We start from the raw sequence: 26,245 nt of genomic DNA, 5'->3' as shown, positions 1-26,245 counted from the left end.
CCTTACGCCAGCATCGTGACGGGATCTTCGATCAGGGGTTTGAAGGCCTGCAGAAACTTCGCGCCCGTCGCGCCGTCGACCACGCGGTGATCGCAGGTCAGGGTGACGGTCATCACGGTGGCAACGGCCAACTGGCCGTTCTTCACGACAGGTCGCTGTTCGCCCGCGCCGACGCTCATGATCGCGCCCTGGGGCTCGTTGATGATCGAGGCGAAGGCCTTGATCCCGAACATGCCGAGGTTCGAGACGCTGAAGGTGCCGCCCTGGAACTCCTCGGGCTTCAGCTTGCGGTCGCGGGCGCGCTTGGCCAGGTCCTTGGCCTCGGTCGCGATCTGCGACAGGGACTTGGTCTCGGCCTTGCGGATGATCGGGGTGATCAGGCCGCCCTCGATGGCCACCGCCATGGCGATGTCGGCGTGGTGGTGCATCACCAGGCCCTCGGGGCTGTAGCTGGCGTTGGCCTCCGGCACGGCCTTCAGAGCGAGCGCGGCGGCCTTGATGACGAAGTCGTTGACCGAGACCTTGATGCCCTGCGGCTCCAGCATGGCGTTGACCTTGGCCCGCACCGACATGAGGCCATCGATCTCGCAGTCGATGGTCAGGGGGAAGTGAGGGACGTCGCGGAAGCTGTCGGTCATCCGACGCGCGATGGCCTTGCGCATCCCGTCCAGCGGGACGAGGTCGTAGCTGCCGTCGGGGATGCCCATCTGGGCCAGGGACTGGACCTTGCGCGGCTCGGCGGTCGGGGAGGCTGTGGCCTGAGCCGTCGGAGCGGGCGTGGCCCCGCCCTTGCCGGCGGCTTCGACGTCGGCCTTGACGATGCGGCCGCGCGGGCCGGTGCCCTTGAGCGACTTCAGGTCCAGGCCCGCTTCCCTGGCCAGACGGCGGGCCAGGGGCGAAGCGAAGATTCGGTCACCGGAGGATGCGCCGGCGTTGGAAGACGCGGCCGGGGCCAGGACCTCGGCGGCCGACTTGACGCCCTGGGGCGTGGCGACGCTGTCTCCGCTCTCGTGACCGGCCGGGGCCGGCTTGGGCCCTTCGGCCTTCGAAGCCGCCTTGGGGGCGGGCGCGGCGTCGTCTCCGGCCAGCCGTGCGATCGGCGCGTTGACCTTCACGTTCTCGGAGCCCTCGGCGACGAGGATTTCCGTGATTTCGCCCTCGTCGACGGCTTCGACCTCCATGGTCGCCTTGTCGGTCTCGATCTCGGCGATGACGTCGCCGGCCTTGACCGTGTCGCCGACCTTGACGTGCCATTTGGCGAGGACGCCCTCCTCCATCGTGGGCGACAGGGCGGGCATCAGGATGTCGGTCATTGGGCGCTCGGGGCCTTACCTTCAGTGATGGTTTCGAAGCCCGGACCCTTGAGCGCCTCGTTCAGGCCGGCCATGACCAGCTTGTAGGTCTCGGCCTCATCGCGGCCTTTGCCCTGATGATAGACGTGGGCGATGTTGCGCGCGGCGATCGCCAGCATGTGGCCATAGGCCTTTGGATCGTCGAAGGCGGGCTTGATCGCCATCACCGGCTCGTTGTTCGACCACCAGAAGCGGAACAGCTCGATGGCCTGGGAATCGGCCTTCACGCTCTCCGGGACCTGGATTTCGGTGCGGTTGGTCGCGTCGGTCATGCCAGTACAGCCCTCACAGCCTTGATGATCTTGTCGGTTCCGGGAAGCGACAGCGCCTCCAGGTTCGCTGCATAGGGCAGCGGCACGTCTTCCTGATGCACGCGCAACGGCGGCGCGTCGAGATAGTCGAAAGCGTGTTCGATGACGCGGGCCACGACCTCGGCGCCGACGCCCATGGGGCCCCAGCCCTCTTCGGCCGACACCAGACGGTTGGTCTTCTTGACGCTTTTGACGATGGTCTCGTGGTCCAGTGGACGCAGGGTGCGCAGATCGACGACCTCGACCGAAATCCCCTCTCCGGCCAGCTGTTCGGCCGCCTGAAGGGCGAAGCCGACCATGCGGCTGTGGGCCGTGACGGTGACGTCGATTCCCTCGCGCCGGACCTTGGCCTTGCCGATCGGCAGGACGTAATCCCCTTCCGGAACATCGAACTCCAGCCCGTACATCATCTCATGCTCGAGGAAGACGACGGGGTTGGGATCGCGGATCGCGGCCTTCAGCAGGCCCTTGGCGTCGGCGGCGTCATAGGGCGTGATGACCTTCAGGCCGGGCACATTGGCGTACCAGCTGGAATAGTCCTGGCTGTGCTGAGCGGCGACGCGGCTGGCGGCGCCGTTAGGGCCGCGGAAGACGATCGGCGCGCGGATCTGGCCGCCGGACATGTAGAGCGTCTTGGCGGCGGAGTTGATGATGTGGTCGATCGCCTGCATGGCGAAGTTGAAGGTCATGAATTCCACGATGGGCTTGAGCCCGCTCATGGCCGCGCCCACGCCGACGCCCGCGAACCCGTATTCGGTGATCGGGGTGTCGATCACGCGGCGGTCGCCGAACTCCTGCAGCAGCTCGCGGCTGACCTTGTAGGCGCCCTGATACTGGGCGACTTCCTCGCCCATCAGGAAGACGGCCTCGTCGCGGCGCATCTCCTCGGCCATGGCGTCGCGGAGAGCGTCGCGGATGGTTGTCTTCACGAGCTTGGCGTCGGCGGGGATCTCGGGGTCCTTGAGCTCCGTCTTCGGTGCGGGGGCCGCAGCGGTGACGTCCTTCTTTTCCGGATCGCCGGAACCGGACGCGGCCGCGCCGCCGTCCTGGGTGACGCTGGTTTCCGCGGCCTTGGGCTCAGGCGCGGGTGACGAGGCCTTGGCCGCGCCGCCGTCTTCGCCGGCCAGACGCGCGATGACGGCGTTGACCTTCACGTTCTCGGAGCCCTCGGCGACGAGGATTTCGGCGATCTCGCCCTCATCGACGGCCTCGACCTCCATGGTCGCCTTGTCGGTCTCGATCTCGGCGATGACGTCGCCTGCCTTGACCACGTCGCCCGCCTTCACGTGCCACTTGGTGAGGGTCCCCTCTTCCATGGTGGGCGACAGCGCCGGCATGAGAATGTCGGTCACTGGGCTGCCTCCACATAGACGTCGGTATAGAGCTCGGACGGATCCGGCTCCGGGCTCTCCTGGGCGAACTGGACCGCCTCGGCGACGATCGATTTGATCTCGTCGTCGATGGCCTTGATCTCGTCCGCCGAGGCCTTGGCCTGGTCGAGCAGCATCTTCACGTGCTCGATGGGGTCGCGGGTCTTCTTGACCTCATCGACCTCTTCCTTGGTGCGGTATTTGGCCGGGTCGGACATGGAGTGGCCGCGGTAGCGGTAGGTCTTCACTTCGAGGATAAAGGGCCCCTCGCCCGCCCGCGCGCGCTTGACCGCCCGCTCCACTGCGTCCTTGACCGCCAGCACGTCCATGCCGTCGACCTGTTCGCCGGGGATACCGAAGCTTGAGCCGCGCATATAGAGCTCGGTCGTCGAGGACGAGCGTTCGATGCTCGTGCCCATGGCGTATTGGTTGTTCTCGATGATGTAGATGGCCGGCAGCTTCCACAGCTGGGCCATGTTGAAGCTCTCGTACACCTGCCCCTGGTTGGCCGCGCCGTCGCCGAAATAGACGAAGGCGACCGAGTCATCGCCACGATACTTGCCGGCGAAGGCCAGGCCCGTGCCGAGCGCCACCTGGGCGCCGACGATGCCGTGGCCGCCGTAGAAGCCGGTCGGGACATCGAACATGTGCATCGATCCGCCCTTGCCCTTGGACGAACCGCCGATCCGGCCGGTGAGTTCGGCCATGACCTCTTTCGGGTCCATGCCGGCGGCCAGCATGTGGCCGTGATCGCGGTAGCCGGTGATGATCTTGTCGTGGCCCTGCTTGACGCTGGCCTGGACGCCCACGGCCACGGCCTCCTGGCCGATGTAGAGGTGGCAGAAGCCGCCGATCAGACCCATGCCGTAGAGCTGTCCGGCGCGCTCCTCGAAGCGGCGGATCAGGACCATCTCGCGGTAGTAGGCGAGCAATTCTTCCTTGGTCGCGGTCGGCGCGTTGGGAATCTTGGCCGAAGCCTTGGAATCCGAGGTCTTCTGGGCGGCTCTCGCCATCCGGCGTCTCCGGGCTGAGCCCCTGGCGAAACGCGCCGTCAGGGCTTCTTGTCGTTACGGAATGGGGCTGTAGCAGCCTTCGTTCCCGAAAGGCAAAGCACGCGGTCCGGCCTGTAACAAGAGTTCAGGAGCGCGCGGCGGCGGGCGGCGGCGCGGGCGGCACGGAGACCTGGATGACGTAGTCGCGCGGGTCGGAGAAGCCGAGTACGACGCGAGCCCGTTCCTCCAGCAGATCGCGCGAGAGGCTGTCGGCCTTCAGGTAGCGGACGCGGACCTCGAGATCGGCGCGCTGCTCCCGCAGCGACGTCAACTGGGCCTCGCTGGCGGCGAGCCGGGCGTCGCGGGTCGAGCCGGACAGCAGGCCGCGCTCGCCGGTCAAGGCCTGAACGCCGAGGTAGACGACCAGCAAAATCAGGAAGGCGGACAGGGCGTACGGTTTCATCCGTTCGGGCATTTGCAACGCTCCTTCTGAGCGCGGGACACGGTTGATCATCCGTGACCGGAAATGCCTAAGGAATGGTAGCTGGGCCGCCTACTTCAGCAGCATGCCGTCGCCGTAGTAGCTGGCCTGGTCGCCCAGCATTTCCTCGATGCGGAGCAGCTGGTTGTACTTGGCGGTGCGGTCCGAGCGGGCGAGCGATCCCGTCTTGATCTGACCGCAGTTGGTCGCGACGGCCAGGTCGGCGATGGTTGAATCCTCCGTCTCGCCGGAGCGGTGGCTCATGACGGCGGTGTAGCCGGCGCGGTGGGCCATATCGACGGCGTCCAAGGTCTCGGACAGGGTGCCGATCTGGTTGACCTTGACCAGGATGGAGTTGGCCAGGCCTTCGCCGATGCCGGCGGCCAGACGCGCGGGATTGGTGACGAACAGGTCGTCGCCGACGATCTGGACCCGGTCGCCCAGAACCTCGGTCAAATGCTTCCAGCCCTCGAAGTCGTCCTCCGAGCAGCCGTCCTCGATGGAGACGATGGGGAAGCGTTCGCACAGGTCGGCCAGATAGGCGACCATGCCGTCGGCGCCGAAGATCTTGCCCTCGCCCGTCATGTTGTAGGCGCCGTCCTTGAAAAACTCGGTGGCCGCGACGTCGAGCGCCAGGTGGAAATCCTCGCCCGCCAGATAGCCGGCGGCCTGGCCCGCGCGGGTGATGAAGCTGAGCGCTTCCTCGGCCGAGGCGAGGTTGGGGGCGAAGCCGCCCTCGTCGCCGACGTTGGTGTTGTGGCCGGCGTCCTTCAGCTGCTTCTTCAGGGCGTGGAAGATCTCGGCGCCCATGCGCAGGCCCTCGGCGAAGGTTTCCGCGCCGGTCGGCAGGATCATGAACTCCTGGATGTCAATCGGATTGTCGGCGTGCGCCCCGCCGTTGATGATGTTCATCATCGGGGTCGGCAGGACGCGGGCCGAGACGCCGCCCACGTAGCGATAGAGCGGCAGGCCGGCCGAAATGGCGCTGGCCTTGGCCACGGCGAGTGACACGCCCAGGATGGCGTTGGCGCCCAGGCGGCCCTTGTTCTCGGTGCCGTCCAGCGTGATCAGGGCCTCGTCGATGCGGCGCTGGTCCTCGGCGTCCATGCCGGACAAGGCGTCGAAGATCTCGCCGTTGACGGCGTCGACCGCGTTCTGGACCCCCTTGCCGCCCCACATGACCGGATCGGCGTCGCGCAGCTCGACCGCCTCGTGCGCGCCGGTGGAGGCGCCCGACGGCACGGCGGCGCGACCGAAGGAACCGTCGTCGAGCACGACATCGACCTCGACCGTGGGATTGCCCCGGCTGTCCAGGATCTGGCGGGCGACGATGTCGGCGATGTCGGTCATGAGAGCCTTCGCGGATGGAGGAGGATGGCGGGCGGGGTTTAGCCCGCCGCCCGCCAAACGCCAACCATGGCCCTCGGACCCTCAGGCGCAGCCTTCGACCAGCTGGATCGCTGGGCCGCCGACGTGGACGATCTGGACCGCGCCGTCATTGCCGATCTCGTAGCGGATACCGCGCGCGGCGGCGTCCTGGACATAGGCGTTGGCGTCCGCCGGGCGGCCGACGGTCCAGACGAAGAGGTCCTCGGCCGGGGCCGGGGAATACTTGTGCGGCTGGGCGATGATCTGGTCGCCATAGGCGGTCTTGATGGAGGCGGCCTGGTCGCCGACGCCGAAGCCGTGATCCGTCTTGAGCGCGGCAGGCGAGGAGACCGAGATGCGCGTCAGGACGCCGTCCTGAATCATGACCAGCAGACCTTCGGGTGCGCGGGCCGGACGCCACTGGTCGCAGCTCTCGGGCTCGGGGCCGCCGATCGCGTTGGGATCGCTATCGCCGCCCAGAGCGGCCTCGACCTCGGCAGTCGTCATGCCGATGCGCAGGGGGCCAAAGCCCTCGGCGGTCAGGGCGTTGGGATCGACCGGTGCGGCGGGCGCCTCGGCGGCCGGGGTTTCGGCGGCGGACGTCTCGGCCGATTCGGGGGCGTTGCAGGCGGCGAGCGTCATCAGGGACGCGACGGCGACGGTTGTGGCAAGGCGGATCATGCGAGAACTCCAATTCAACGAGGAGGCGCATGCAGACACGAAAACGGCGCGCGGGAAAACCCGCGCGCCGCAATCTTCATCGCAATGTCGTGGAAGGACCTAGTCTTCCTTCGGCGTCAGGACCTGGCGACCACGATAGGTGCCGGTCTTGAGGTCGATGTGGTGCGAGCGGCGCAGCTCGCCCGTGTCCTTGTCCTCGGTGTAGGGGTTGGTCCCCAGGGCGTCGTGGGCGCGGCGCATGTTGCGACGCGAGGGCGATACTTTGCGCTTGGGAACGGCCATGTCCGTCTCGATCTCAGTGTGCGGCGCTGCGGACAGCGCGAAAAACGAAAAGCGGCGGCCCAAGGGATGAGCCGCCAGCGAGCGCGGGCTTATGCCGGATCGTCCCGGTGATTTCAAGGCCTGTCCGATATTGGTTGCCGTTGGCCGAACAGCGGTGTCTGATCATCAGATGAACCGCGCCGATCCAACAGAGAAGCCGCCCCGCAGTCGCCTGCTGCTAATCGGCTTGATCGTCGGAACGATCGTGGCGTTCCTGGCGATCCTGCCGGCCTTCGTGATGGCCACGATGTCGGTGATGGTGGCGGCTTCAGGCTCCGACCCGTTGATCTTCAACTTCCTGATATTTGCCTGGGGCCTGCCGGTGGTGGTCGTGCTCGGACCTGTCGGAGCCTGGATCGCTTACGCTCTGCGCCGAGAGCGTACGGCATGGGTCCTGTTGCTGTTGCCGGCGACCTGGGCCGCTTGCATGTTCGCGCTGTTGGCCGTCGCTCCGGGTGGATCCGGGTAATTCAGCGAGAGTAACGAAACGAGCCCGGCCGTCGAACCTTGGGGCGTTCTCAACTTCGCCCGGATGGTTTCCATGCTTCGTCGCACACTCCTCGCCCTCGCCGTCGCGGCGGGGACAATGATCGCCTCTGCGAGCGCTGCGATGGCCCAGCACGTGTCCTTCACCCGTGCAGCCTTCGAGTCGGCGCAAGCGGCCGGCAAGCCGATCCTCGTCGACATCTACGCCCCGTGGTGCCCGGTCTGCCGCGCTCAGGAGCCGATCCTAGAGACTCTGCAAGCCCAGCCCGCCAACGCCGAGTTGATCGTGTTCCGCGTGGATTTCGACAGTCAGCGCGACGTGGTCCGCAGCTTCCACGCCCAGCGTCAGAGCACCCTGATCGCCTACAACGGCACGACCGAAACCGGTCGCTCCGTCGGCGACACCAACGCCGCCAGCATCGCCCGTCTGGTCGCCTCGACCCGGTAAGGTCCGATGATCGCAAGCCTCGGCGCCCTTGCCATCGCCTTCGTGGCGGGGGTCCTGACCATCCTTAGCCCCTGCGTCCTGCCGCTGGTGCCCATTGTGCTGGGCGGTGCCCAGTCCGAAGGGCGCTGGGGGCCGGTGGCCCTGGGGCTGGGCCTGGCGACCAGCTTCACCATCGTCGGCTTGTTCGTTGCCACGATCGGCTTCTCGATCGGTCTGGACGGCGACCTGTTCCGTCGGATCGGCGGGGCGCTGCTGGTGGGGATCGGCGTGATCCTGCTGGTCCCGGCGGCGCAGGTGCGGTTGGCGGCGGCGGGCGGGCCCCTGGCCACCTGGGCCGACAGCGGCATGAGAAAGCTCGATGGGCGCGGCCCCTGGGGCCAGCTCGGCCTAGGGGCTCTGATGGGGTTGGTCTGGGCGCCCTGCGTAGGTCCGACGTTGGGGGCTGCCTCGCTTTTGGCGGCGCAGGGCGAGGATCTGGGGCGGGTCAGCCTGACCATGCTGATCTTCGGCATCGGCGCGGCCACGCCATTGGTGCTGATCGGCCTGATGTCGCGTCAGGCCATCGCCCAGCTGCGGGGCCGCATGCTAGCGGCGGGGTCGGCGGGGAAATACGTTCTCGGCGGCCTGATGGTGCTGATCGGGGTGATGATCCTGATCGGGCTGGACAAGTCGATCGAGACCGCCCTGGTTCAGTCATCGCCCGCCTGGCTGACGGAACTCACGACCCGCTACTGAGCCGGCTGGCCCAGGCGACGCGGTCCAGCGCGTAGTAGAGGCTGTCCTTCCACTCGCCGCCGATGTTCCAGGTGCGCTCGGCGAAGCCTGTGCGGACGAAGCCGAGGCGTTCCAGCAGGCGGATGGAAGCCGTGTTCTCAGGATCGACGTCGGCGGTGACGATGTCGGTCAGACGTTCGGCGAAGACGTGGTCGATGGCCGCGCCGACGGCCTCCGCCGCCAGTCCCCGCCCCCAGGCGTCGGGGTGCAGGATGTAGCCGACGTCGGGCAGCTTCCAGAAGCCGGCCTTGCCGATCACCCGGCCGTTCCACTCGATGACGAAGTCGGGGGCCCCGGCGACGTTGCCCGCGATCATGCCCTCGACCCAGGCGCGGGTCTGGTTGAGCCTCTCGTGCGGCAAGGACGACCACCAGCGCATGGCCACCGGATCGGAGAAGATGGCGTGGAGCGGTTCGGCGTCTTCAGGGCGCGCGTGGCGAAGCAGCAGGCGCTCGGTGCGGATCTGGGTCACCCCAGCGGCTTCTCGAGGATAACGAAGTGAAGGTCGTCGCGCCGGGGCAGGCCGAACCGTTCGTCGCCATAGGGGAACGGCGCGGTCTCGCCGGTTAGGGCGTAGCCGAGCCTCTGATACCAGGCGATCAGGCTGTCGCGCTGGGGAAAGACATGGATCCGGATGCGGTTTGCGCCATGCCGGGCCGCCAAACGCTCCTCGGCCGCCTCGACCATCCGCCGGCCGATGCCCGCCGATTGCAAGGCCGGGCCGACGGACAACATGCCGAAGTAGCCCACGCCTTCCGTCAACCGTTGATACTTGACGCAGGCGATCGCCGCCCCGCCGCGCCAGCCGACCAGCAGGCCCTGATCCTCGGCGGCGATGATGTCGGCGAGTTCTTCGGGGTCGGTGCGCTGGCCGTCCAGCAGATCGGCCTCGGTGGTCCAGCCGGCGCGGGAGGCCTCGCCGCGATAGGCGCTCTCGATCAGGGCGTGCAGCGCGAGGATGTCGGCGGGGACGGCGTCGCGGATGTCGAGGTCAGTCATGGCCAAGCTTGTCGGCGACCGCCTCGCCGATCGCAAGGGAGCTGGTCAGGCCGGGGCTCTCGATGCCGAACAGGGCAACGAGGCCAGCGAGGCCATGGACCTCCGGACCGTCCATCTGGAAGTCGGGTTGTGGCTGGCCGGGTCCATGCAGCTTGGGTCGGATGCCGGCGTAGTCAGGGGTCAGGGCGCCGTCCGGCAGGCCGGGCCAGAAACGGCGGATGTAGCGGGCGAAGTCGTCGGCCTTGGCCGGGTCGACGGTGTAGTCCTCGGTCTCGACATAGGTCAGGTCGGGGCCGAACACGGCCTGGCCGCCGAGGTCCTTGCGATAGTGGGTGCCGAGCGCGCCGGGGATCGGCGGCGGATAGATGAGCCGCTCGAACGGCGCCTTGCCCGTCAGGCGGAAGTAGACGCCCTTGCCCAGATGGCGCGCGGGGATGCGGTTGGCGGGGAAACCCTCGATGCGGGCGGCGCCGTCCTGCGCCTCCAGACCCGGCGCCGTGACCAGAAGGCGCGTGGTCAGGGTCGCGCCCGCCTCCCCGCCCGCGGTGATGCGAAAGCCGCCGTCCGGCAGGGGCTCGGCGCGCTCGAACGGCGTGGCGATGACGATTGAGCCGCCGGCGTCCTCGATCTCGCCCTGGAGCGCCAGCATGTAGTCGTGGCTGGCGAAGACACCGCTCTCGGGCGACAGGATGGCGGCGTAGGCGTTCAGGCCCGGCTCCAGTGCGCGGGCCTGGGCGCCGGTCAGGTGTTCCAGCCCCTCGACCTCGTTGTCGGTGGCCTGGCGGAAGATGGCCTCGATGCGCTCGACCTCGGCCGCCTCGGTCGCGACCACCAGCTTGCCGCAGCGGCGGTAGTCGATCTTGTGGCTGTCGAGGAAGGCGTACAGCGCCCGGCGCCCCTGGACGCAGAACCGGGCCTTCAGCGATCCGGTCGGATAGTAGAGGCCGCCGTGGATGACCTCGGAGTTACGGCTGGAGACGCCCTGGCCGATGTGGCCCTCCTTCTCCAGCACCAGGACGGTGAGACCCCGCTTCGCCAGCGCGCGACCGCAGGCGAGACCGACGGCCCCCGCCCCCACGACCGTCGCGTCGAAGTCGAAGCTCATCCCGGCGATCCGTAGCGCCGCTTCGCCTCGGCCTCGAAGCTGGCGATCAGGGCCCCGACCGCGCGGTCGAAATTGGCCTGGAGCGCGGCGTTCAGCAGGGGCGAGCGGAAAGCGAAGTCGATGACGAACTCCAGACGGGTCCCTTCGGGCACGGCGTGGAAGTCCCAGCGGTTCTTCAGATGGCGAAACGGCCCGCGCAGCAGGCCGACCTCGACCGAGGGGGCGCCGGTGTCATGCCGCACCCATGTGGCGAACCGCTCCTTCAGGAAGGAGAAGCCGACGGCGGCCTCGGCGTCGAACACGCGGATGCCCGGCGCTTCCTCGCGCCGGTTCCAGACGCGCATGGCGGTCACCCACTTCACGAAGCGGGGATAGGCGTCGACGTCCGCGACCAGCTCGGCGAGCTGGTGCGGCGCATAGGGCAGGATGCGGGTGACGCGGTGGACGGCCAAGACGATCAGCTAACCCATGCGCCCGGAGCAAACTCCAAAAGCCAAATGATCTGAGCCAGCGAAAGGACGCTTCCCAAAAGATACTTCCGCGCGACCAAGGCGACTCCGACACCAAGCGCTATCGAGGCAGTGATTCCGAGAGGCAGATAGTTCGTCACAGCATCCCACCGACCAAAGTTGTCACTGGTGCCATCGAAACTCCTAATGCCAAAGCCGGTATTGTGGCTTGCCGCAAAGTAGAGAGCATTCAACCCGAAGCACGAAAACACCAAGACGAGGCCAGAGAACGCCACAGCCATCGCTGTCAGGATTCGTCGCCCTGAGTGCGGCATTACAGACGGCTCGCGGCCAACCTCGCCGCCTTGAGCCGGGCGAAGTCGTCGCCGGCGTGGTGCGACGACCGAGTCAGCGGCGAGGACGACACCATCAGGAAGCCCTTGGCGCGGGCGATGGCCTCATAGGCCTTGAACTCCTCGGGCGTGACGAAGCGTTCGATGGCGGCGTGCTTGCGGGTGGGCTGCAGGTACTGGCCGATGGTGATGAAGTCGACGCCGGCCGAGCGCATGTCGTCCATGACCTGCATGACCTCCTCCTTGGTTTCGCCCAGGCCGACCATGATGCCGGACTTGGTGAACTGGTTCGGGTCGCGCTCCTTGACCATCTGCAGCAGCCGCAGGGAGTGGAAGTAGCGGGCGCCGGGGCGGATCTTCAGATACAGCCGCGGCACGGTCTCCAGGTTGTGATTGAAGACGTCGGGGCGGGCGTCGATCATCACCTCGGCGGCACCGTCCTTGCGCAGGAAGTCGGGCGTCAGGATCTCTATGGTCGTGGACGGGGCCTGGCGGCGGGTCTCGCGCACCACCTCGGCGAAGTGGGCGGCGCCGCCGTCATGGACGTCGTCGCGGTCGACCGAGGTTATGACGACGTGGTTCAGACCCAGCTGCGCCACGGCCAGACCGACCTTGGCGGGCTCTTCAGGATCCAGCGGCTGGGGCAGGCCCGTCTTGACGTTGCAGAAGGCGCAGGCCCGCGTGCAGGTGTCGCCCATGATCATCAGGGTGGCGTGCTTCTGGCTCCAGCACTCGCCGATGTTGGGGCAGGCGGCCTCTTCGCAGACGGTGTGAAGGCCCTTGTCCTTCACGATGGCCTTGGTCGCATTGTACTGGCCCGAGCCGGGGGCCTTGACCCTCAGCCAGTCGGGCTTGCGCAGCACCGCCGTCTCGGGCCGGTTGGCCTTTTCCGGGTGACGCAGTTCGGACGGCGTTCGCGTCAGGGTGTCGATGACGGTGACCATCGAGGCGGGCCGGGCTCCAGTCGGGCGTGAACGCGGTATGTCGTCGTTCGGGGCGACGATGGCAAGTCACGTGCTGTGTCGGGGCGGAGGATGGACGCAGGCTATTGCAGAAGCGGACAAGTCGGACGTTTGTTTTAGCTAGAGTGCAGACGTTAGAGCCAGCTGTGACATCACTTGTTGTCGTAAGACCAGCTCCACGCGATCGCGTCGGCAGCCTTGCGGCTGAGCTTGGGGTGCCGACGCCTCATTTCGGCTTGGACCCACCGGGTTGAAGACGCGAGGTCGAGCCTTGGCTGTAGTGATGCCGCTTCTGCAAGCAGGCCCTCTATCTCTGAAACCAACTTCTGAGCCTTCGCCGGTCCGAAGCGGCGCTCAAGCGTCGCCAAATCAGACTGCGGCCACGCTGCGCGGCCAAAGCCGACATAGGCGGTTACCGCCGAGCTAATCTGGTTTCCGAACAATTCATCTGCTCCAAGCCTTACCGCCCACATCATATAGAGGTGGGAACCGTCGATGTCCGCCAAGGATCGAGGCGAGACGTCGCCAGACTACCCATTGGCTACGCCGCACCCCGACCTCACCCTGCGTAACGCATCTTTTCAGCGCCGCGCCGCTTAACTAGGTTGCGCGCCCTGACAGCGAGGGGGCGCATCCAAGTCCCCCGGAGGAGACGCCTATTGTTCCGCCCCGGCCTTGACCCCTCTGCGGGTGAAGAATCCCTGTTCGACGCCCTGGTGGCCGCGCGCGCCAGGTACGGCGACAAGGAGATCGTCGAGGATCAGGACCGCAAGCCCCTGACCTACACCGGCCTGATCCGGGCGGCCTTCGTTCTGGGGCGAAAGATCGCGGCCATGACCGAGCCCAAGGAGCGGGTGGCGATCCTGTTGCCGTCTTCGATGGGGGTGGTGGTCACCTTCTTCGGCCTGCACGCCTTCGGCCGCGTGCCGGTGATGCTGAACTTCACCGCCGGCGAGCTGAACCTGAAGGCGGCGATCAAGGCTGCAGGGGTCAAGCGCATCCTGTCGGCCAAGCGCTTCGTCGAACAGGCCAAGATCGACGACCTGATCGAGGTGCTGTCTAAGGAGGCCGAGATCGTCTGGCTGGACGATGTGCGGGCCTCCATCGGCCTGCCCGACAAGCTGTTTGGCCTGATGGCCGGGCTGATGCCGGGCCAGTTCCGGACGAAGACCCTGCCGAGCGATCCGGGCGTCATCCTGTTCACCTCCGGCAGCTTCGGCGCGCCCAAGGGGGTGGTGCTGACGCAGAAGAATCTGGTGGCCAACGCGCGTCAGGTGGCGACGCATATTCCGCTCGATCCGAACTGGGTGATGTTCAATCCCCTGCCGACCTTCCATTGCTTCGGCCTGACGGGCGGGGTTGTGCTGCCGCTGCTGAACGGACTGAAGGCGTTCCAGTATCCTTCGCCACTGCACGCCAAGCAGATCGTGTCGCTGCTGGCGGACGTGAAGGCCTCGATCCTGTTCGCTACCGACACCTTCCTGAACCAGTGGGCGCGGGTGGCCTCTCCCGACGATTTCCGCACCCTGCAGTTCGTCGTCGGCGGCGCCGAGAAGGTGCGCGACGAGACCCACCACCTGTTCAACACCAAGTTCGGCGGGGTGAAGCTGCTGGAGGGCTATGGGGCGACCGAGGCCGCGCCGGTCGTGGCGGTGAACCACCCCGACCGCAACCGCCCCGGCACCGTCGGCCAGCTGCTGCCCGGCATGGAGGCGCGCCTCGAGCCGGTGGAGGGCATCACCGACGGCGGGCGGCTGTATCTGCGCGGGCCCAACGTCATGGCCGGATACATGTCGCCGGACGATCCGGACCGGGTCGAGCCCCTGCCCGACGGCTGGCACGACACCGGCGACATCGTCGACATCGACGAGGAGGGCTACATCGCCATTCTCGGCCGGGTGAAGCGCTTCGCCAAGATCGGCGGGGAGATGGTGTCGCTGTCGGCCGTCGAAGGGCTGGTGGCCGCGGTCTATCCCGAGGCGCGCCATGCGGTCGTCGCCGTGGCGGATTCCAAGAAGGGCGAGAAGCTGGTTCTGGTCACCGACCGGGGCGACGCGGATGTGACCCGCCTGGCGGAATGGGCGCGCGAGCACGGGGCCCCGGAGCTGGCGATCCCGAAGAAGATCGTGCGGGTCGGCGAGCTGCCTGTGCTGGGCACCGGCAAGACCGACTACGTCGCGATCCAGACCCTGGTCGAGATGGACAAGGCGGCCTGATCGAGCGGTTCAGGCGTGGCCGCTTGATCTGAAACCGTCGCTGTTGCACGGTTAACCCTTCACAAGGAGGCTGCCATGTTTGAAGCGTTCGAGCGTCATCGCCCGCTGGCCCTGTCAGGTCTGCGCATCATCGCCGGTCTGATGTTCATGCAGCACGGCACCCAGAAGATCTTCGGCTTCCCCGCCCCGGCCATGGGGCCCTTCGACATCGCCAGCCAGATCGGCATCGGCGGAGTGCTGGAGCTGGTCGGCGGGGCGCTTCTGGTGATCGGCCTGTTCACCCGGCCGGTCGCCTTCCTGATGTCCGGCATGATGGCCGTGGCCTACTTCCAGTTTCATGCGGCGTCGGGCGGCTTCTTCCCGCTGGTCAACCAGGGCGAGCTGGCGGCGCTGTACTGCTGGGTCTTCCTCTACATCTTCTTCGCCGGTCCCGGGTCGGTCGCGGTCGATGCGCTGCTGAAGAAGAAGTAGGCGCTCAGCCGATCCGCACGCCCGTCATCGAGATCGAGCCGCCCTCGATGACGTCGTTGAAGAAGCTCACGTCGTCGCCCGGTTCGGCCTGGGCGGCGACGTACAGCAACGGTAGGAAGTGTTCGTCGGTGGGCACGCTCAGCTGGGCGTCCTCGGCCAGACCGACCCAGTCGATCAAGGCGTCGTGGTCGCCGCGCGTCAGCGCCGCCTTGACCGCGTCGTTGAAGGCGACGGCCCAGTCATAGGCCTCGCCGCCGTCGCGCTTCCAGGTTCGCAGATTGTGGACGAAATCGCCGCTGCCGGCGATGACCACGCCCTCGTCGCGCAGGGGCTTGAGCCGCCTCGCCAGCTCGAAATGGCCGCGCGCGTCCAGCCGCCGGTCCAGCGACAGCTGCACAATGGGCACGTCCGCCTCGGGCCAGACATGGGCCAGAACCGACCAGGTCCCGTGATCCAGGCCCCAGCCGTCCGTCTGCACCGCCCCGGTCAGCTCGGCCACGCGCCGCGCGAGTCCAGGAGACCCCGGCGCCGGATACTGCATGGCGTGCAGCTCCGGCCCGAAGTTCCCGAAATCGTGGATGGTCGGCGGCCGCTCCTGAGCGGTGACGCCGAGCCCCTGCGTCTCCCAGTGGGCGGAGACCATGACCACGCCGGCGGGCTTGCCCAGGTCCTCGCCCACCCGCCGCCAGCCCTCGGCATGAGGGCCGCCGAGCGCGTTCATGGGCGAGCCGTGACCGAAGAAGACCGCCGGCTCGCGCATGGCCATCAGGCCTTCAGCTTCTTCGCCAGCTGGGCCACGTATTCGCCCTGGTGACGGGCGCCGGCCAGTTCATTGGCGCTGGGCTGGCGCGAGCCGTCGCCGCCGGTGATGGTCGTGGCGCCATACGGCGAGCCGCCCGAGATTTCCTCCAGCGTCATCTGGCCCTGGAAGGCGTAGGGGAGCCCCGCGACCACCATGCCGTGGTGCAGCAGGGTCTGGATCAGGCCGATCAGGGTCGTCTCATTGCCGCCGTGCTGGGTGGCGGAGGAGGTGAAGGCCGCGCCGACCTTGCCGACCAGCTTGCCCTGGAACCAGACGCCGCCGGTCTGGTCCCAGAAGTTGCGCATCTGGGCTGCGGCCGTGCCGAAGCGGGTGCCGGCGCCGACGATGATGGCGTCGTAGTTGGCGAGTTCGTTGACGTCGGCGATCGGGGCCGCTTGGTCCAGCTTGTAGTGCGACTGCTTCGCCAGCTCTTCCGGCACGGTCTCGACCACGCGCTTGACGTCGACCTCGACGCCCTCGACCGCGCGCGCGCCCTCGGCGACGGCATAGGCCATCTGCTCGATGTGGCCGTAGGTCGAATGATAGAGAACCAGCACCTTGGTCATGGATCGCTCCTGAGATTTTTCGTTCTGCAACGACTGCGGTAGCAGATGTAGCGAACGCCTCGCGCGATGCAAGGGCGTCAGGCCGCTTTCGAGGCGCCAATCGGGCAGACCGAGGCGAAATGGCCGTGCGCGCCGGGCACCCCCTGCCCTCGCCCGGCGCGAAAGCGGTGCTCGACCGTCATGGCCTGCTGCTCGATGTTCAGCGCCTCCCAGCCGCAGGGCGCGTCGGGATAGCGATAGGCCCGCGGCCCGTCCCCGGCGCGGAGCTTACCGGTCAGGAGGTTGACGCCGCTCTGGGCCTGCCAGACGTGGACCATCTCGTGGATCAGCACGGCCTGAAGCGACAGGGGCGCGGCGGCGAAGTCGTCGGGCAGGCCCCTGCCCGGCCAGCAGATCCAGCTGCGACCGAAGGCGCGCCCGGGCACGAAGGCGCGTACCAGCGGCCAGGGCATGGGGGCGAGGCGGACCTCGTCCAGGCGGACGGCGTCGCTGAACTCGCCTCGGATCAGGCGGCGCTCGCCGTCGGTGAGCGAGCGGATCACTCCGAGATCAGGGTCTGGCCGTTCGGGTCGACCCACTCCCAATGCCAGGGCTCGTAGAGGTAGGGCACGAAACCGAAGCGGCCGGCGTTCTTCACCAGCCAGCGATAGGTCGCGCCCTGGCTCATATGCTGGCGGCTCGCGACCGAGGTGTTGTCGACGCCGAAGTCGAACAGCTGGCCGACGTAGAGGTCGACCGCCGTGCCCGTACGATGGGCCGAGCAGACGGCGCGGCGCAGACCGTCGCAGTTGCCCTGGGCGGCGCAGCGGGCGGCGTCGGCCTCAGGGTCGCGAAAACCCGAGAAGATCTGCAGCAGCTCCCGGTTCGCGTCGATCTCGGGCACCTCGGCGCGCGCGGCGGCGACCATACGTCGGTATGCGTCCAGCACGTCGCGGCGCAGAAGACGGGTCAGGCGGTCGGCGTGTTCTTCGGACTCGACGAGATAGCCGAGCATCCGGATCGGCGGAGGATTGGGGCATTCGTCGCGCAGGCGGGCCTGGATGAAGGGGCGGCGTTCCTGGAGAACTCCCTTAAGCACTTCGAAGGTGGCGGCGTCGAACACGCCGGTCGCGGTCAGGCCGTAGCGCGCCTGAAACCGCGACAGGGCCTCGGCGAAGTCCGGCGACCCGGCCTGGCAGTCGGTGCCCAGCTCCTTCTGGAGCAAGGGCACATATGTGACCCACCCCCACTCCGCAGGACCGAATGGGGCCCACTCCATCGTGTAGACCGAGACGGCGTTGGCCAGGCCCGCCCCGGCGAAAGCCTGCTCATGCACATCGCACTGGGGCGTCCAAGCCCCTTGCGCGTCGGCGCGGCCCGGCGTGAGCCAGACCAGAACCGTCGCCACGATGATCGCGAGCATCCCCAACCGCATGGGCGTCAGGAAGCCCCAGCCGCGTGGCGCGATCAAGGCCTCTCGCGCGCCCGGCAAGTCTGGCATGGTGAGGTCCCTGCCCCGACTCGCGGACCCCGCATGACCGACGCCGCCCCGCCCGCGCCTGCCCGGCGCTCCAACGCCACGCTGATGGCCTTCGCAGCTAGCTGCCTGCCCTACGCGGCGCTGGGCCTGCCGGTCTATGTGACCCTGCCCGAGTTCTACGCCAGCCACGTGGGCGTCAGCCTGTCGGCGGTCAGCCTGATCTTCCTGATCGTGCGGCTGGCCGACATCGTGGTCGATCCCGTGCTGGGCGTGATCATCGACCGGACCTCGACCAAGTGGGGCCGGTATCGGGTGTGGATGGCCATCGGCGCGCCGATCCTGATGGGGTCGGTGGCCATGCTGTTCTTCGTGGGTCAGGGGGCTGGGGCGACGCACCTCGCGGTGTGGCTGGTGGTCATGTACCTCGGCTATTCCATCAGCCTGCTGAGTCAGATGAGCTGGGCGGCGGTGCTGTCGTCCGACTACGACCAGCGGTCGCGCATCTACGGTTTCTGGCAGGTGGCGAACATCCTGGGCGTACTGGCCGTGCTGCTGATCCCGGTCGGCGCGCAGGCGATGGGGTATTCCTACGTCGAGGCCGTGCGGATGCAGGGCGGCTTCATCGTCGGCCTGCTGCCGATCGCGCTCCTGATCACCTTCCTGTTCACGCCCGAGCCCCGGAACGTGACGCCGCCGGCGCACGGGGGGTTGGGCGCGACGCTGGCCTTGATCGCCAAGCCGGTGCTGCGCAGGCTGCTGCTGTCGGACCTGCTGCTCGGCGCGGCGCGGGGGCTGATCGGGGTGCTGTTCTTCTACTTCTTCGAGCAGGCGCGCGGGTTCGAGAGGGACCAGACGTCGATCCTGCTGCTGGTCTATTTCGTGGCCGGACTGGTGGGGGCGCCGGTCTGGGCCTGGCTGGCGACGCAAATGGGCAAGCACCAGGCGCTGGCGGTCGCATCCGTCTACTTCGCGGTCAGTTTCGGCGCCGCGACGCTGCTGGTTCCGGCGGGCAACTTCCCAGCGGCGCTGGCGGCCATCTTCGCCACGGGGCTGGCGTTCGGAGCGGCGGACCTGCTGCTGCGAGCCATGATGGCGGATGCGTCCGACGTGATCCGGCTGGAGGCCGAGGCCGACCGGACGGGGCTGTTGTTCTCGATCCTGAACGCCACGTCCAAGCTGGGGTATGCCTTCTCGGTCGGCGCCTTCGCCGTACTGGAGTGGATCGGCTTCGATCCGGAGCCGGGGGCGGTCAATGATCCCGGCGTGATCCTGGGGCTGCAGTGGCTGTTCATCGCCGCGCCGGTGGGGCTGCTGCTGATCTCGGCGGTGGTGCTGAGGCTCTATCCGCTCACGCCCGCCGCCCATGCCGAGGTGCGGGCGAGGCTCTCCGCGCGGGACGGAGCTTCGGCATGACCCCCGTCGACCGGCTGAAGGACATCATGGTCCGGCTGCGCGATCCGAACGGCGGCTGTCCGTGGGACGTGGAGCAGACCTTCGCCACCATCGCCCCCTACACCATCGAGGAGGCCTATGAGGTCGCCGACGCCATCGAGCGGGGCGACATGGCCGAGCTGAAGGCCGAGCTGGGCGACCTGCTGTTCCAGGTGATCTTCCACGCCCGCATGGCCGAGGAACAGGGCCTGTTCGCCTTCGACGACGTAGCCGAGGCCATGTCGGACAAGCTGATCCGACGCCACCCGCACGTCTTCGGCGAGGAGGACGCGCAGATCAGCGGGCCCGCCCAGAAGCTGCGCTGGGAGGACATCAAGGCGGCGGAGCGGGCGGCCAAGGCGCAGACGGGTGTGCTGGACGACGTGCCCGTGGGCCTGCCGGCGCTGCACCGGGCGGCCAAGCTGACCAAGCGGGCGGCGCGGGTCGGCTTCGACTGGCCCTCGACCGACGAGGTCTTCGACAAGCTGGACGAGGAGGTCGCCGAGCTGAGGGCCGAGATCGCGGCGGGCGACCTGGACAAGGCCCGCGAGGAGATGGGCGACCTGCTGTTCGTCATGGCCAACCTGGCGAGGAAGCTGGGCGTGGAGCCGGAGGACGCGCTGAGGGGGGCCAACGCCAAGTTCGTGCGGCGCTTCGGCTTTATCGAAGCGGAGCTGGCGAAGGACGGGCGAACGCCTGACCAGAGCGACCTGGCCGAGATGGACGCCCTGTGGGACGCGGCGAAGGCGGCGGAGCGGCGTTAAGGATTGGACTCTGGGGACACCGAGTCCAACGAGTCCAAAGTCTGAGTTTCTGACACCGCTAACGGCGACAGAATATTGATTTTGCTCATGTCAGAATCATCCACTGGGCCCAACCTCAGCGGCTCGCGTTTGTCCTCCAGCAGGGGCGGCTTGATGTCGGGCAGTTCGGCCATGACCTCGGAGCGGGCGCGGTCGGCGAGACGGTCGTAGACGCGCATCCAGGTCGAGGCCTCGGCCGCGCGGCCCGAGCCGAGCGCGCGGCGGATGTTGAGGAAGGCCTGGTCGGCCAGATCGGCGAAGCTGACCTCGTCGTCGGGATGGTATTCGCCGAACTCCGGCGGCACCTCGCAGGCGCGCTGGTCGATGCGCCGCCAGCCTCCGGCGCGGGCGTGCATCCGGAATGAGCTGAGCGACATGCCGTACTTCTGGCAGATCGTCGTCGCCTTGACGCCGGCGAGATACTCCCGCCGCGCATGGTCCCAGTAGGTGCCGCCGAGACCGTCGAGTTCAAAGGGGTTCAGCTGGGTGCTGCCCGTGACGTGGGGGGTGTGGGTCATGGCGGGCAGTGTGGCACGGCGGTGCGTCAGAATCGGACGCAGGGCCTCAGAGCGTCTTACTCGGCATTCTTTCTTCAGCCTGTCGTGCGGTCGGGTCCGCCTGGTTTTAGCATCTCTAGCTGTTCTGACCGGTCAGCTACTAGGGATCAAAGATGTCGTCGCGATACTCATTCAGGAGATCGGAAGCGGTGCTGCTCAAGAATCGAACGTTCTCAGCAGGCGCAGCACCGAAGTAGCCTTGCGCGCGCTCTAGTTGACGGCGACGGAGGTTCAGGGTCGTCGCCCATACTTTTTGCAATCCGTTGAACCCGCTGTTCCCGAAAAGGACAGCCAAGTTCTGCGGATGATAGCCCACTCCCAAAAGAAGCACGTTCTCAGCGCCGGAGACCATTTCGTATATCTGTTTCCTCTCGGTCGGCGTCAACGCTTCGGTATAGGTCTTGATATTCTTAGCCGCACGTAGTGTTGACCAGACGTCTGAGGCTCCAAAAGCTACGGTTCCACCCCACTCAGAAGTATGGCCCAATGAGCCATAGATGTGATAGACGGGCACTTGGCGGCGTAGGTTGACGAGGTCTGACTCCTCTAGCCCTTGCATCTGAAACCAGCCAGTCAGAAACCGCTCGATGCAACGGTCGTAGTTGAAGGTGACAAAGCCTACGTTGCTCAGGCTTCCGGAAACATCGCGTCTTGCGACACTTGGATTAGCATAACGAGCGATCTGACCGAGCCAAGTCCCCCTAACATTGGCCATCCCGGTCAGGCGGCCCCCTTGCTCTTCGCCGATCAGTTCCGTTCCGCTTTCAGATTGCAGTATACAATGGGAGATGCATAACTTCGCTACTTCGGACAAAGTAGGAAGATGCTGCCATTCGGCTATGAAATCGTCGATGGAGTCCTTTCCACCAAGCCCGTCGCGAATTCGGCGCATAGCAGCTAGGTGCTCGTCGCGCAGTCCGCCATCGCGAGCAAGAGCCTCACGTATAGGTGTTGCCGACGACCCTCTCCTTAGCTCTCGATCCAGCAAATCTTGAATGCTGGTCGCAAGTTCGGCACCCGTTGGCATGTCTCTGCCAAACTCTTTGCTGGCACCAGCTCCTATCACCACAACCGTCGAAACCATCCATCCTCCGCGTCGAAGCGAGCCAGCCTGCGGCACCGCTTCTACCGACCCAAGCTTGACTTGATGAGCCTCCTGAGGTCGCGGTCAGCCACCATCAACCAGCGCCCAAGGCACCCCTCGGCGAGGCATACGGCAACGAGGACTTCTACCCAAACCTCTGCTCGAACCGCCCCATCGCCTGCGGATCCAGCCGCACCGTCAACCGCATCCGCCCCTCCCCGTCCGTGTCGCGGCCGATGACGCGGCCGTGTTCGTAGAGCCAGGCGAGGGCTTCGCCCTGTGAGGGGTCGAGCGTGACCTCGGTTTCGGGGTCGTCGTCGATGCGGGCGGCGATGGCGTGGCGCAGGGGCTCGATGCCGTCGCCGGTCCAGGCGGAGACGGCGACCGCGTCGGTGTTGGCGCGGGCGGCCTGGCCTTCGATGGCCTCGCGGGCCTCGGGGTCCAGCAGGTCGATCTTGTTCCAGACCTCCAGGATGCGGCGGTCCTTGCCTTCGGGCTGTTCGATCTGCTTCAGCACCGCCTCGACGTCCTGGGACTGGGCGACAGTGTCGGGCGAGGCGATGTCGCGGACGTGCAGGATCAGGTCGGCCTCGCCCACCTCCTCCAACGTGGCGCGGAAGCTCTCGACCAGTTCGTGCGGCAGGTCGGAGATGAAGCCCACGGTGTCGGCGATGATGGCGGGGCGGCCAGCCGGCAGGCGGATCGTGCGCTGAGTGGTGTCCAGCGTGGCGAACAGCAGGTCCCTGGCCATGACCTCGGACCCCGTCAGCCGGTTGAACAGGGTCGACTTGCCGGCGTTGGTGTAGCCGACCAGGGCGACGGTCGGGAACGGGGCCTTCTGGCGTTGCTTGCGGTGCAGGCCGCGCGTGCGGCGGACCTCCTCCAGCTCGGACTTCAGCTTGACGATGCGGTCGGCGATCAGGCGGCGGTCGAGCTCGATCTGGGTCTCGCCGGGGCCGCCAGTGGAGCCGGTGCCGCCGCGCTGGCGCTCCAGGTGGGTCCAGGTGCGGACCAAGCGCGAGCGTTCGTAGTCGAGGCGGGCCAGCTCGACCTGAAGGCGGCCCTCCTTGGTGCGGGCGCGGCGGCCGAAGATCTCCAGGATCAGGCCGGTGCGGTCGATGACCTTGCAGTCCCAGGCCTTTTCCAGATTGCGCTGCTGGACCGGCGTCAGCTGGTCGTCGATGACGGCGGCCTCGGCCTCGGCGGCGCGGATGAGGGCGGCGAGCTCCTCGACCTTGCCCGAGCCGAACAGGGTGGCGGGGGTGGTCTTGCGAAGACGCACGACCTCCTCGGCGCGGACGTCGAGGTCCAGCGCGCGGGCGAGGCCAGCGGCCTCCTCCAGACGGTCGGCGGCCGAGCGGGAGGACCGCTCGCCGAAATCGGGATGGATGACGACCGCCCGGATGAGGGGGACGGCGTGGTCGATGAGTTTGCTCAAGGGGTCCTTCCGGCCGGAGCGAACGTCCCCCCGGACGCGGCGCTCAGCCTCAATCTTCGTCGCTCTCGGGCTCGTACAGCTGGACGGGGGCCGAGGGCATGATGGTGGAGATGGCGTGCTTGTAGACCAGCTGGGCCTGACCGTCGCGACGGAGCAGCACGCAGAAGTTGTCGAACCAGGTCACGATGCCCTGCAGCTTGACCCCGTTGACCAGGAAGATGGTCAGCGGCGTCTTGGTCTTGCGGACCGAGTTGAGGAAGGTGTCCTGAAGGTTCTGACGCTTGTCTTGCGACATGGCGGGTTGGTTCCCTGTTCTTCTTGGTTCGTCGCGGGCGGGGAGGCGCGCGAGGTCGGTCGGGCCGACGGGTCTAGCGTAGACGAGGGAACGCGGGGGCGGCAACCGGGTATGAGCTTGATGGCAGCCATTGGGCATGGAACGAGCGGAGGTTCATCACGGCGAGCACAGCGAATTCACGGAGGACACGGCAGGACCGAGTTGAGGTCTCCGTCATCGATCCGGTCGGTCGTGATCGCGCCCTATTAAGGACTGACGGCGAAGCCGCCCTTCATTCCCCACCTCTGCCGGAGTTCGGCATTCGGCGCTCTCGGCCACCGTTCGGTCTCGTCGTGTTCGCCGTGCAAACGCCGTGCTCGCTGTGATGAAACCTGATCGGCCCGCCTCGAGCGAGCCTACACCGCGTCTCGCCGCGCGGCTTCAAGGTAGCGTTCACGCAGCTTGGTCGCGATGGGGCCGGGTTTGCCGTCGCCGATCTTGACCCCGTCGATAGAGATGGCCGGCATGACGAAGGCGCCGGCGGCGGTGAAAAAGGCTTCCTTCGCCTGTTTGGCCTCATCGACGCTGAAGGGTCGTTCGTCCAGCTCGATCCCCTCGGTCCGGACAAGGTCCATGATGGCCGCGCGGGTGATGCCGCGCAGGATGTTGGCCTGCGTATCCCGCGTGCGGAGCTTGCCGTCCTTGTCCACGATCCAGGCGTTGGTCGAGGAGCCCTCGGTGACCAGGCCCATCTCGTCGACCATCCAGGCCTCATAGGCGCCCTTGTCGCGGGCGGCCTGCTTGGCCAGCACATTGGGGAGCAGGCCGACCGTCTTGATGTCGCAACGGCCCCAGCGGATGTCGGGATGGGTGACGACCGCCACGCCCTTGGCGGCCTGGGCCTGGGAGCGATTAAACGGGATGGACTTGGAGGTGACCACGACGCTCGGTGGCGTGCCCGGCGCGGGAAACGGATGGTCGCGGCGCGCCGTGCCGCGCGTGACCTGGAGATAGACAATGCCGTTGCGGACGCGGTTCCGCCGGATCGTCTCCTTCAGCACCCGGGTCAGGGCGTCGCGGGTCATGGGAATGTCGATGCGCAGCTCGTTCAGGCTGCGGTGAAGCCGCGTCATGTGGCCGTCGAAATCGGCCATCCTGCCGTCGAACACCGACCAGACCTCATAGACTCCGTCGGCGAACTGGAAGCCGCGATCCTCGACATGCACCGTCGCCTCGCGGTGAGGACGGTAGACGCCGTTCACATAGGCCACGCGCGACATCAGTCGATGCTCCCGTCCTCGTCGTCGCCGCCGCGCGCGGGCGAGACGCCCAGCGACTTCAGCTTCCTGTGCAGCGCCGACCGCTCCATGCCGATGAAGGCCGCCGTGCGCGAGATGTTTCCGCCGAACCGCATGATCTGGGCGGCCAGATACTCGCGCTCGAACACCTCGCGGGCTTCGCGGAGCGGGAGCGCGATGGTGCGTTCGGTACCCATGGACGCGCCGCCTGTCGCCGCGACCTCCTGAGGCAGCATATCGGCGGAGATCGGCTGGTCGAGGTCGCCGGTTGCGAGGATCAGCAGGCGTTCGACGTTGTTCCTGAGCTGGCGCACATTGCCGGGCCAGGGATGGACCTGGAGCACGGCGATGGCGTCCTCGCCCAGGCGGCGTTTGGGCAGGCCTTGGGACGCGCTGAGCGTCTCGATGAAATAGTCGACCAGTTCGGCGATGTCCTCGCGCCGTTCCGACAGGGGCGGCACGCGGATGGGGACGACGTTCAGGCGGTGGAACAGGTCCTCGCGGAAGCGGCCCTCGGCGATCTCGGTTTTGAGGTCACGGGACGTCGAGGTGACGACGCGGACGTCGACCTGGACGTCCTGCTCGCCGCCCACGCGGCGGAAGCGCTGTTCGACCAGGACGCGCAGGATGCGGCTCTGGCTCTCGCGGGGCATGTCGCCCACGTCGTCGAGATAGAGGGTGCCGCCGTGGGCGCGTTCGAAGACGCCGATCTTGCGAGGCCGGCCGTCGTGGCCCTCCTCACCGAACAGTTCCAGATCCAGACGCTCGGGCGTCATGCCGGCGGCGGAGATGGCGACGAACTCGGCCCGCGCCCGGGGGCTGGCCTCGTGGATCTGGCGGGCCACCAGCTCCTTGCCGCAGCCTGGAGGGCCCGAGATGAGGACGCGGCTGTTCGCGGGCGCGACCTTGGAAATGGTCGAGCGCAGCGCCTGGGCGGCGGCCGAGCGACCAATCAGGCCGGTCGGCGTCATGGCCTGAGCGCGCAGGCGGCGGTTCTCGCGCTTCAGCGAAGCGGCCTCCAGGGCGCGCTCGATGACGACCACCAGCCGATCGGACTTGAAGGGCTTTTCGATGAAATCGTAGGCCCCGCGCTTGAGCGCGCTCACGGCCGTCTCGATGTTGCCGTGGCCCGAGATCATGACAACCGGCAGGTCGGCGTCGAGCGTCTTGACCACGTCGAGCAGCTCCAGCCCGTCCATACCGCCGCCCTGCATCCAGATATCGAGCACCAGCAGGCTGGGCTTCCTCGCGCGGATGGCGGCGAGCGCCTCCTCGGAGCTGGAGGCGACGCGGACGGAGTGGCCCTCGTCCTCGAGCAGGCCGGAGACCAGATCGCGGATGTCGGCCTCGTCGTCGACGACCAGGATGTCGGCACCGTTGGAACGCATGTCGCC

Annotated in this window: 31 protein-coding genes; 7 read left to right on the top strand and 24 right to left on the bottom strand. The window is 67.3% G+C overall.

Annotation, left to right across the window (positions count from 1 at the left end; translation table 11 throughout):
* Positions 1-2 precede the first annotated feature (2 nt).
* The 8 genes from Q333_RS0108595 to rpmF form a co-directional block, all read right to left on the bottom strand.
* Positions 3-1,313, bottom strand: a complete 1,311-nt coding sequence (locus Q333_RS0108595; RefSeq protein WP_029416341.1) for a pyruvate dehydrogenase complex dihydrolipoamide acetyltransferase — start codon at positions 1,311-1,313, stop codon at positions 3-5.
* The gene (locus Q333_RS0108590) at positions 1,310-1,624 is read right to left on the bottom strand and encodes a DUF5076 domain-containing protein (protein ID WP_029416340.1); all 315 of its coding nucleotides are present in this window, start codon (positions 1,622-1,624) and stop codon (positions 1,310-1,312) included. The genes Q333_RS0108595 and Q333_RS0108590 overlap by 4 nt, the downstream gene beginning before the upstream one ends.
* Entirely contained in the window at positions 1,621-3,015 is a 1,395-nt protein-coding gene (locus Q333_RS0108585; RefSeq protein ID WP_029416339.1) for a pyruvate dehydrogenase complex E1 component subunit beta, read from the bottom strand. The genes Q333_RS0108590 and Q333_RS0108585 overlap by 4 nt, the downstream gene beginning before the upstream one ends.
* The gene (gene pdhA / locus Q333_RS0108580) at positions 3,012-4,046 is read right to left on the bottom strand and encodes a pyruvate dehydrogenase (acetyl-transferring) E1 component subunit alpha (protein ID WP_029416338.1); all 1,035 of its coding nucleotides are present in this window, start codon (positions 4,044-4,046) and stop codon (positions 3,012-3,014) included. Before pdhA ends, Q333_RS0108585 begins: the two co-directional genes overlap by 4 nt.
* 124 nt (positions 4,047-4,170) lie before the next feature.
* The gene (locus tag Q333_RS0108575) at positions 4,171-4,500 is read right to left on the bottom strand and encodes an FtsB family cell division protein (RefSeq protein ID WP_029416337.1); all 330 of its coding nucleotides are present in this window, start codon (positions 4,498-4,500) and stop codon (positions 4,171-4,173) included.
* A 78-nt stretch (positions 4,501-4,578) separates the two neighbouring features.
* Positions 4,579-5,856: a phosphopyruvate hydratase gene (eno, locus tag Q333_RS0108570; RefSeq protein WP_029416336.1), complete on the bottom strand. Its 1,278-nt coding sequence runs from the start codon at positions 5,854-5,856 to the stop codon at positions 4,579-4,581.
* A gap of 81 nt (positions 5,857-5,937) precedes the next feature.
* Positions 5,938-6,555, bottom strand: a complete 618-nt coding sequence (locus Q333_RS0108565; RefSeq protein ID WP_029416335.1) for a hypothetical protein — start codon at positions 6,553-6,555, stop codon at positions 5,938-5,940.
* 99 nt (positions 6,556-6,654) lie between these two features.
* Positions 6,655-6,837 carry a 50S ribosomal protein L32 gene (gene rpmF / locus Q333_RS0108560; protein ID WP_029416334.1) on the bottom strand — a complete coding sequence of 61 codons (183 nt, stop codon included), beginning with the start codon at positions 6,835-6,837 and terminating at the stop codon, positions 6,655-6,657.
* A gap of 169 nt (positions 6,838-7,006) precedes the next feature.
* Here rpmF and Q333_RS0108555 point away from each other — a divergent pair, with 169 nt between their 5' ends.
* The 3 genes from Q333_RS0108555 (at position 7,007) to Q333_RS0108545 (ending at position 8,545) form a co-directional block, all read left to right on the top strand.
* Positions 7,007-7,345, top strand: coding sequence for a hypothetical protein (locus Q333_RS0108555; RefSeq protein WP_029416333.1), 339 nt, complete (start codon positions 7,007-7,009; stop codon positions 7,343-7,345).
* A 72-nt stretch (positions 7,346-7,417) separates the two neighbouring features.
* Positions 7,418-7,810, top strand: coding sequence for a thioredoxin family protein (locus Q333_RS0108550; RefSeq protein ID WP_029416332.1), 393 nt, complete (start codon positions 7,418-7,420; stop codon positions 7,808-7,810).
* 6 nt (positions 7,811-7,816) lie between these two features.
* Complete coding sequence (locus Q333_RS0108545; protein WP_029416331.1) at positions 7,817-8,545, top strand: cytochrome c biogenesis CcdA family protein; 729 nt, start codon at positions 7,817-7,819, stop codon at positions 8,543-8,545.
* On the opposite strand, the gene Q333_RS0108540 is transcribed toward Q333_RS0108545, so the two are convergent.
* The 6 genes from Q333_RS0108540 to Q333_RS17605 form a co-directional block, all read right to left on the bottom strand.
* A complete protein-coding gene (locus Q333_RS0108540) occupies positions 8,529-9,056 on the bottom strand; it encodes a GNAT family N-acetyltransferase (RefSeq protein WP_029416330.1) in 528 nt (175 codons plus the stop codon). The two genes, Q333_RS0108545 and Q333_RS0108540, sit on opposite strands and share 17 nt — an antisense overlap.
* The gene (locus tag Q333_RS0108535) at positions 9,053-9,583 is read right to left on the bottom strand and encodes a GNAT family N-acetyltransferase (RefSeq protein WP_029416329.1); all 531 of its coding nucleotides are present in this window, start codon (positions 9,581-9,583) and stop codon (positions 9,053-9,055) included. Before Q333_RS0108535 ends, Q333_RS0108540 begins: the two co-directional genes overlap by 4 nt.
* Positions 9,576-10,688 carry an NAD(P)/FAD-dependent oxidoreductase gene (locus Q333_RS0108530; protein WP_029416328.1) on the bottom strand — a complete coding sequence of 371 codons (1,113 nt, stop codon included), beginning with the start codon at positions 10,686-10,688 and terminating at the stop codon, positions 9,576-9,578. The genes Q333_RS0108535 and Q333_RS0108530 overlap by 8 nt, the downstream gene beginning before the upstream one ends.
* Positions 10,685-11,140: a type II toxin-antitoxin system RatA family toxin gene (locus Q333_RS0108525; protein ID WP_029416327.1), complete on the bottom strand. Its 456-nt coding sequence runs from the start codon at positions 11,138-11,140 to the stop codon at positions 10,685-10,687. Before Q333_RS0108525 ends, Q333_RS0108530 begins: the two co-directional genes overlap by 4 nt.
* Positions 11,141-11,471: 331 nt before the next feature.
* Positions 11,472-12,434, bottom strand: a complete 963-nt coding sequence (gene lipA / locus Q333_RS0108515) for a lipoyl synthase (protein ID WP_029416325.1) — start codon at positions 12,432-12,434, stop codon at positions 11,472-11,474.
* A 170-nt stretch (positions 12,435-12,604) separates the two neighbouring features.
* A complete protein-coding gene (locus Q333_RS17605; protein WP_157072405.1) occupies positions 12,605-12,958 on the bottom strand; it encodes a hypothetical protein in 354 nt (117 codons plus the stop codon).
* Positions 12,959-13,111: 153 nt separating this feature from the next.
* On the opposite strand from Q333_RS17605, the gene Q333_RS0108510 reads away from it, so the two are divergent.
* Both Q333_RS0108510 and Q333_RS0108505 read left to right on the top strand, forming a co-directional pair.
* Positions 13,112-14,668: an AMP-binding protein gene (locus Q333_RS0108510; RefSeq protein ID WP_051651203.1), complete on the top strand. Its 1,557-nt coding sequence runs from the start codon at positions 13,112-13,114 to the stop codon at positions 14,666-14,668.
* 75 nt (positions 14,669-14,743) lie between these two features.
* Complete coding sequence (locus Q333_RS0108505; RefSeq protein ID WP_029416323.1) at positions 14,744-15,139, top strand: DoxX family protein; 396 nt, start codon at positions 14,744-14,746, stop codon at positions 15,137-15,139.
* A gap of 4 nt (positions 15,140-15,143) precedes the next feature.
* On the opposite strand, the gene ygiD is transcribed toward Q333_RS0108505, so the two are convergent.
* The 4 genes from ygiD to Q333_RS0108485 form a co-directional block, all read right to left on the bottom strand.
* Complete coding sequence (gene ygiD, locus Q333_RS0108500; protein ID WP_029416322.1) at positions 15,144-15,899, bottom strand: 4,5-DOPA-extradiol-dioxygenase; 756 nt, start codon at positions 15,897-15,899, stop codon at positions 15,144-15,146.
* Positions 15,900-15,904: 5 nt separating this feature from the next.
* Positions 15,905-16,507 carry an NAD(P)H:quinone oxidoreductase gene (gene wrbA, locus Q333_RS0108495; protein ID WP_029416321.1) on the bottom strand — a complete coding sequence of 201 codons (603 nt, stop codon included), beginning with the start codon at positions 16,505-16,507 and terminating at the stop codon, positions 15,905-15,907.
* A gap of 77 nt (positions 16,508-16,584) precedes the next feature.
* Positions 16,585-17,049 (bottom strand): hypothetical protein, encoded by a 465-nt coding sequence (locus Q333_RS0108490; RefSeq protein ID WP_035294019.1) that lies wholly within the window; start codon positions 17,047-17,049, stop codon positions 16,585-16,587.
* The gene (locus Q333_RS0108485; protein WP_245591512.1) at positions 17,046-17,987 is read right to left on the bottom strand and encodes a M15 family metallopeptidase; all 942 of its coding nucleotides are present in this window, start codon (positions 17,985-17,987) and stop codon (positions 17,046-17,048) included. The genes Q333_RS0108490 and Q333_RS0108485 overlap by 4 nt, the downstream gene beginning before the upstream one ends.
* A gap of 33 nt (positions 17,988-18,020) precedes the next feature.
* Between Q333_RS0108485 and Q333_RS0108480 the strand changes: the two genes are divergently transcribed.
* Together Q333_RS0108480 and mazG are read left to right on the top strand one after the other, a co-directional pair.
* Positions 18,021-19,379, top strand: a complete 1,359-nt coding sequence (locus Q333_RS0108480; protein WP_029416318.1) for an MFS transporter — start codon at positions 18,021-18,023, stop codon at positions 19,377-19,379.
* Positions 19,376-20,161, top strand: a complete 786-nt coding sequence (gene mazG / locus Q333_RS0108475) for a nucleoside triphosphate pyrophosphohydrolase (RefSeq protein WP_029416317.1) — start codon at positions 19,376-19,378, stop codon at positions 20,159-20,161. The genes Q333_RS0108480 and mazG overlap by 4 nt, the downstream gene beginning before the upstream one ends.
* Here mazG and Q333_RS0108470 read toward each other — a convergent pair.
* From Q333_RS0108470 to ntrX, 6 genes are all read right to left on the bottom strand, one after another.
* The gene (locus tag Q333_RS0108470; protein WP_029416316.1) at positions 20,158-20,718 is read right to left on the bottom strand and encodes a hypothetical protein; all 561 of its coding nucleotides are present in this window, start codon (positions 20,716-20,718) and stop codon (positions 20,158-20,160) included. The two genes, mazG and Q333_RS0108470, sit on opposite strands and share 4 nt — an antisense overlap.
* A gap of 139 nt (positions 20,719-20,857) precedes the next feature.
* The gene (locus Q333_RS17600; protein WP_157072404.1) at positions 20,858-21,841 is read right to left on the bottom strand and encodes a hypothetical protein; all 984 of its coding nucleotides are present in this window, start codon (positions 21,839-21,841) and stop codon (positions 20,858-20,860) included.
* 145 nt (positions 21,842-21,986) lie between these two features.
* The gene (hflX, locus tag Q333_RS0108460; protein WP_029416314.1) at positions 21,987-23,279 is read right to left on the bottom strand and encodes a GTPase HflX; all 1,293 of its coding nucleotides are present in this window, start codon (positions 23,277-23,279) and stop codon (positions 21,987-21,989) included.
* Between the two features lie 49 nt (positions 23,280-23,328).
* Positions 23,329-23,574 carry an RNA chaperone Hfq gene (hfq, locus tag Q333_RS0108455; RefSeq protein WP_029416313.1) on the bottom strand — a complete coding sequence of 82 codons (246 nt, stop codon included), beginning with the start codon at positions 23,572-23,574 and terminating at the stop codon, positions 23,329-23,331.
* Positions 23,575-23,969: 395 nt separating this feature from the next.
* The gene (locus tag Q333_RS0108450; RefSeq protein ID WP_029416312.1) at positions 23,970-24,833 is read right to left on the bottom strand and encodes a D-amino-acid transaminase; all 864 of its coding nucleotides are present in this window, start codon (positions 24,831-24,833) and stop codon (positions 23,970-23,972) included.
* Positions 24,833-26,239, bottom strand: coding sequence for a nitrogen assimilation response regulator NtrX (ntrX, locus tag Q333_RS0108445; RefSeq protein WP_029416311.1), 1,407 nt, complete (start codon positions 26,237-26,239; stop codon positions 24,833-24,835). Before ntrX ends, Q333_RS0108450 begins: the two co-directional genes overlap by 1 nt.
* Positions 26,240-26,245: the final 6 nt, after the last annotated feature.

It is taken from the genome of Brevundimonas bacteroides DSM 4726, from assembly GCF_000701445.1.
GTDB classification, from domain to species: domain Bacteria; phylum Pseudomonadota; class Alphaproteobacteria; order Caulobacterales; family Caulobacteraceae; genus Brevundimonas; species Brevundimonas bacteroides.
The sequence above is the reverse complement of the archived record's forward strand: the minus strand, read 5'-3'. Positions and strand labels throughout refer to the sequence as shown.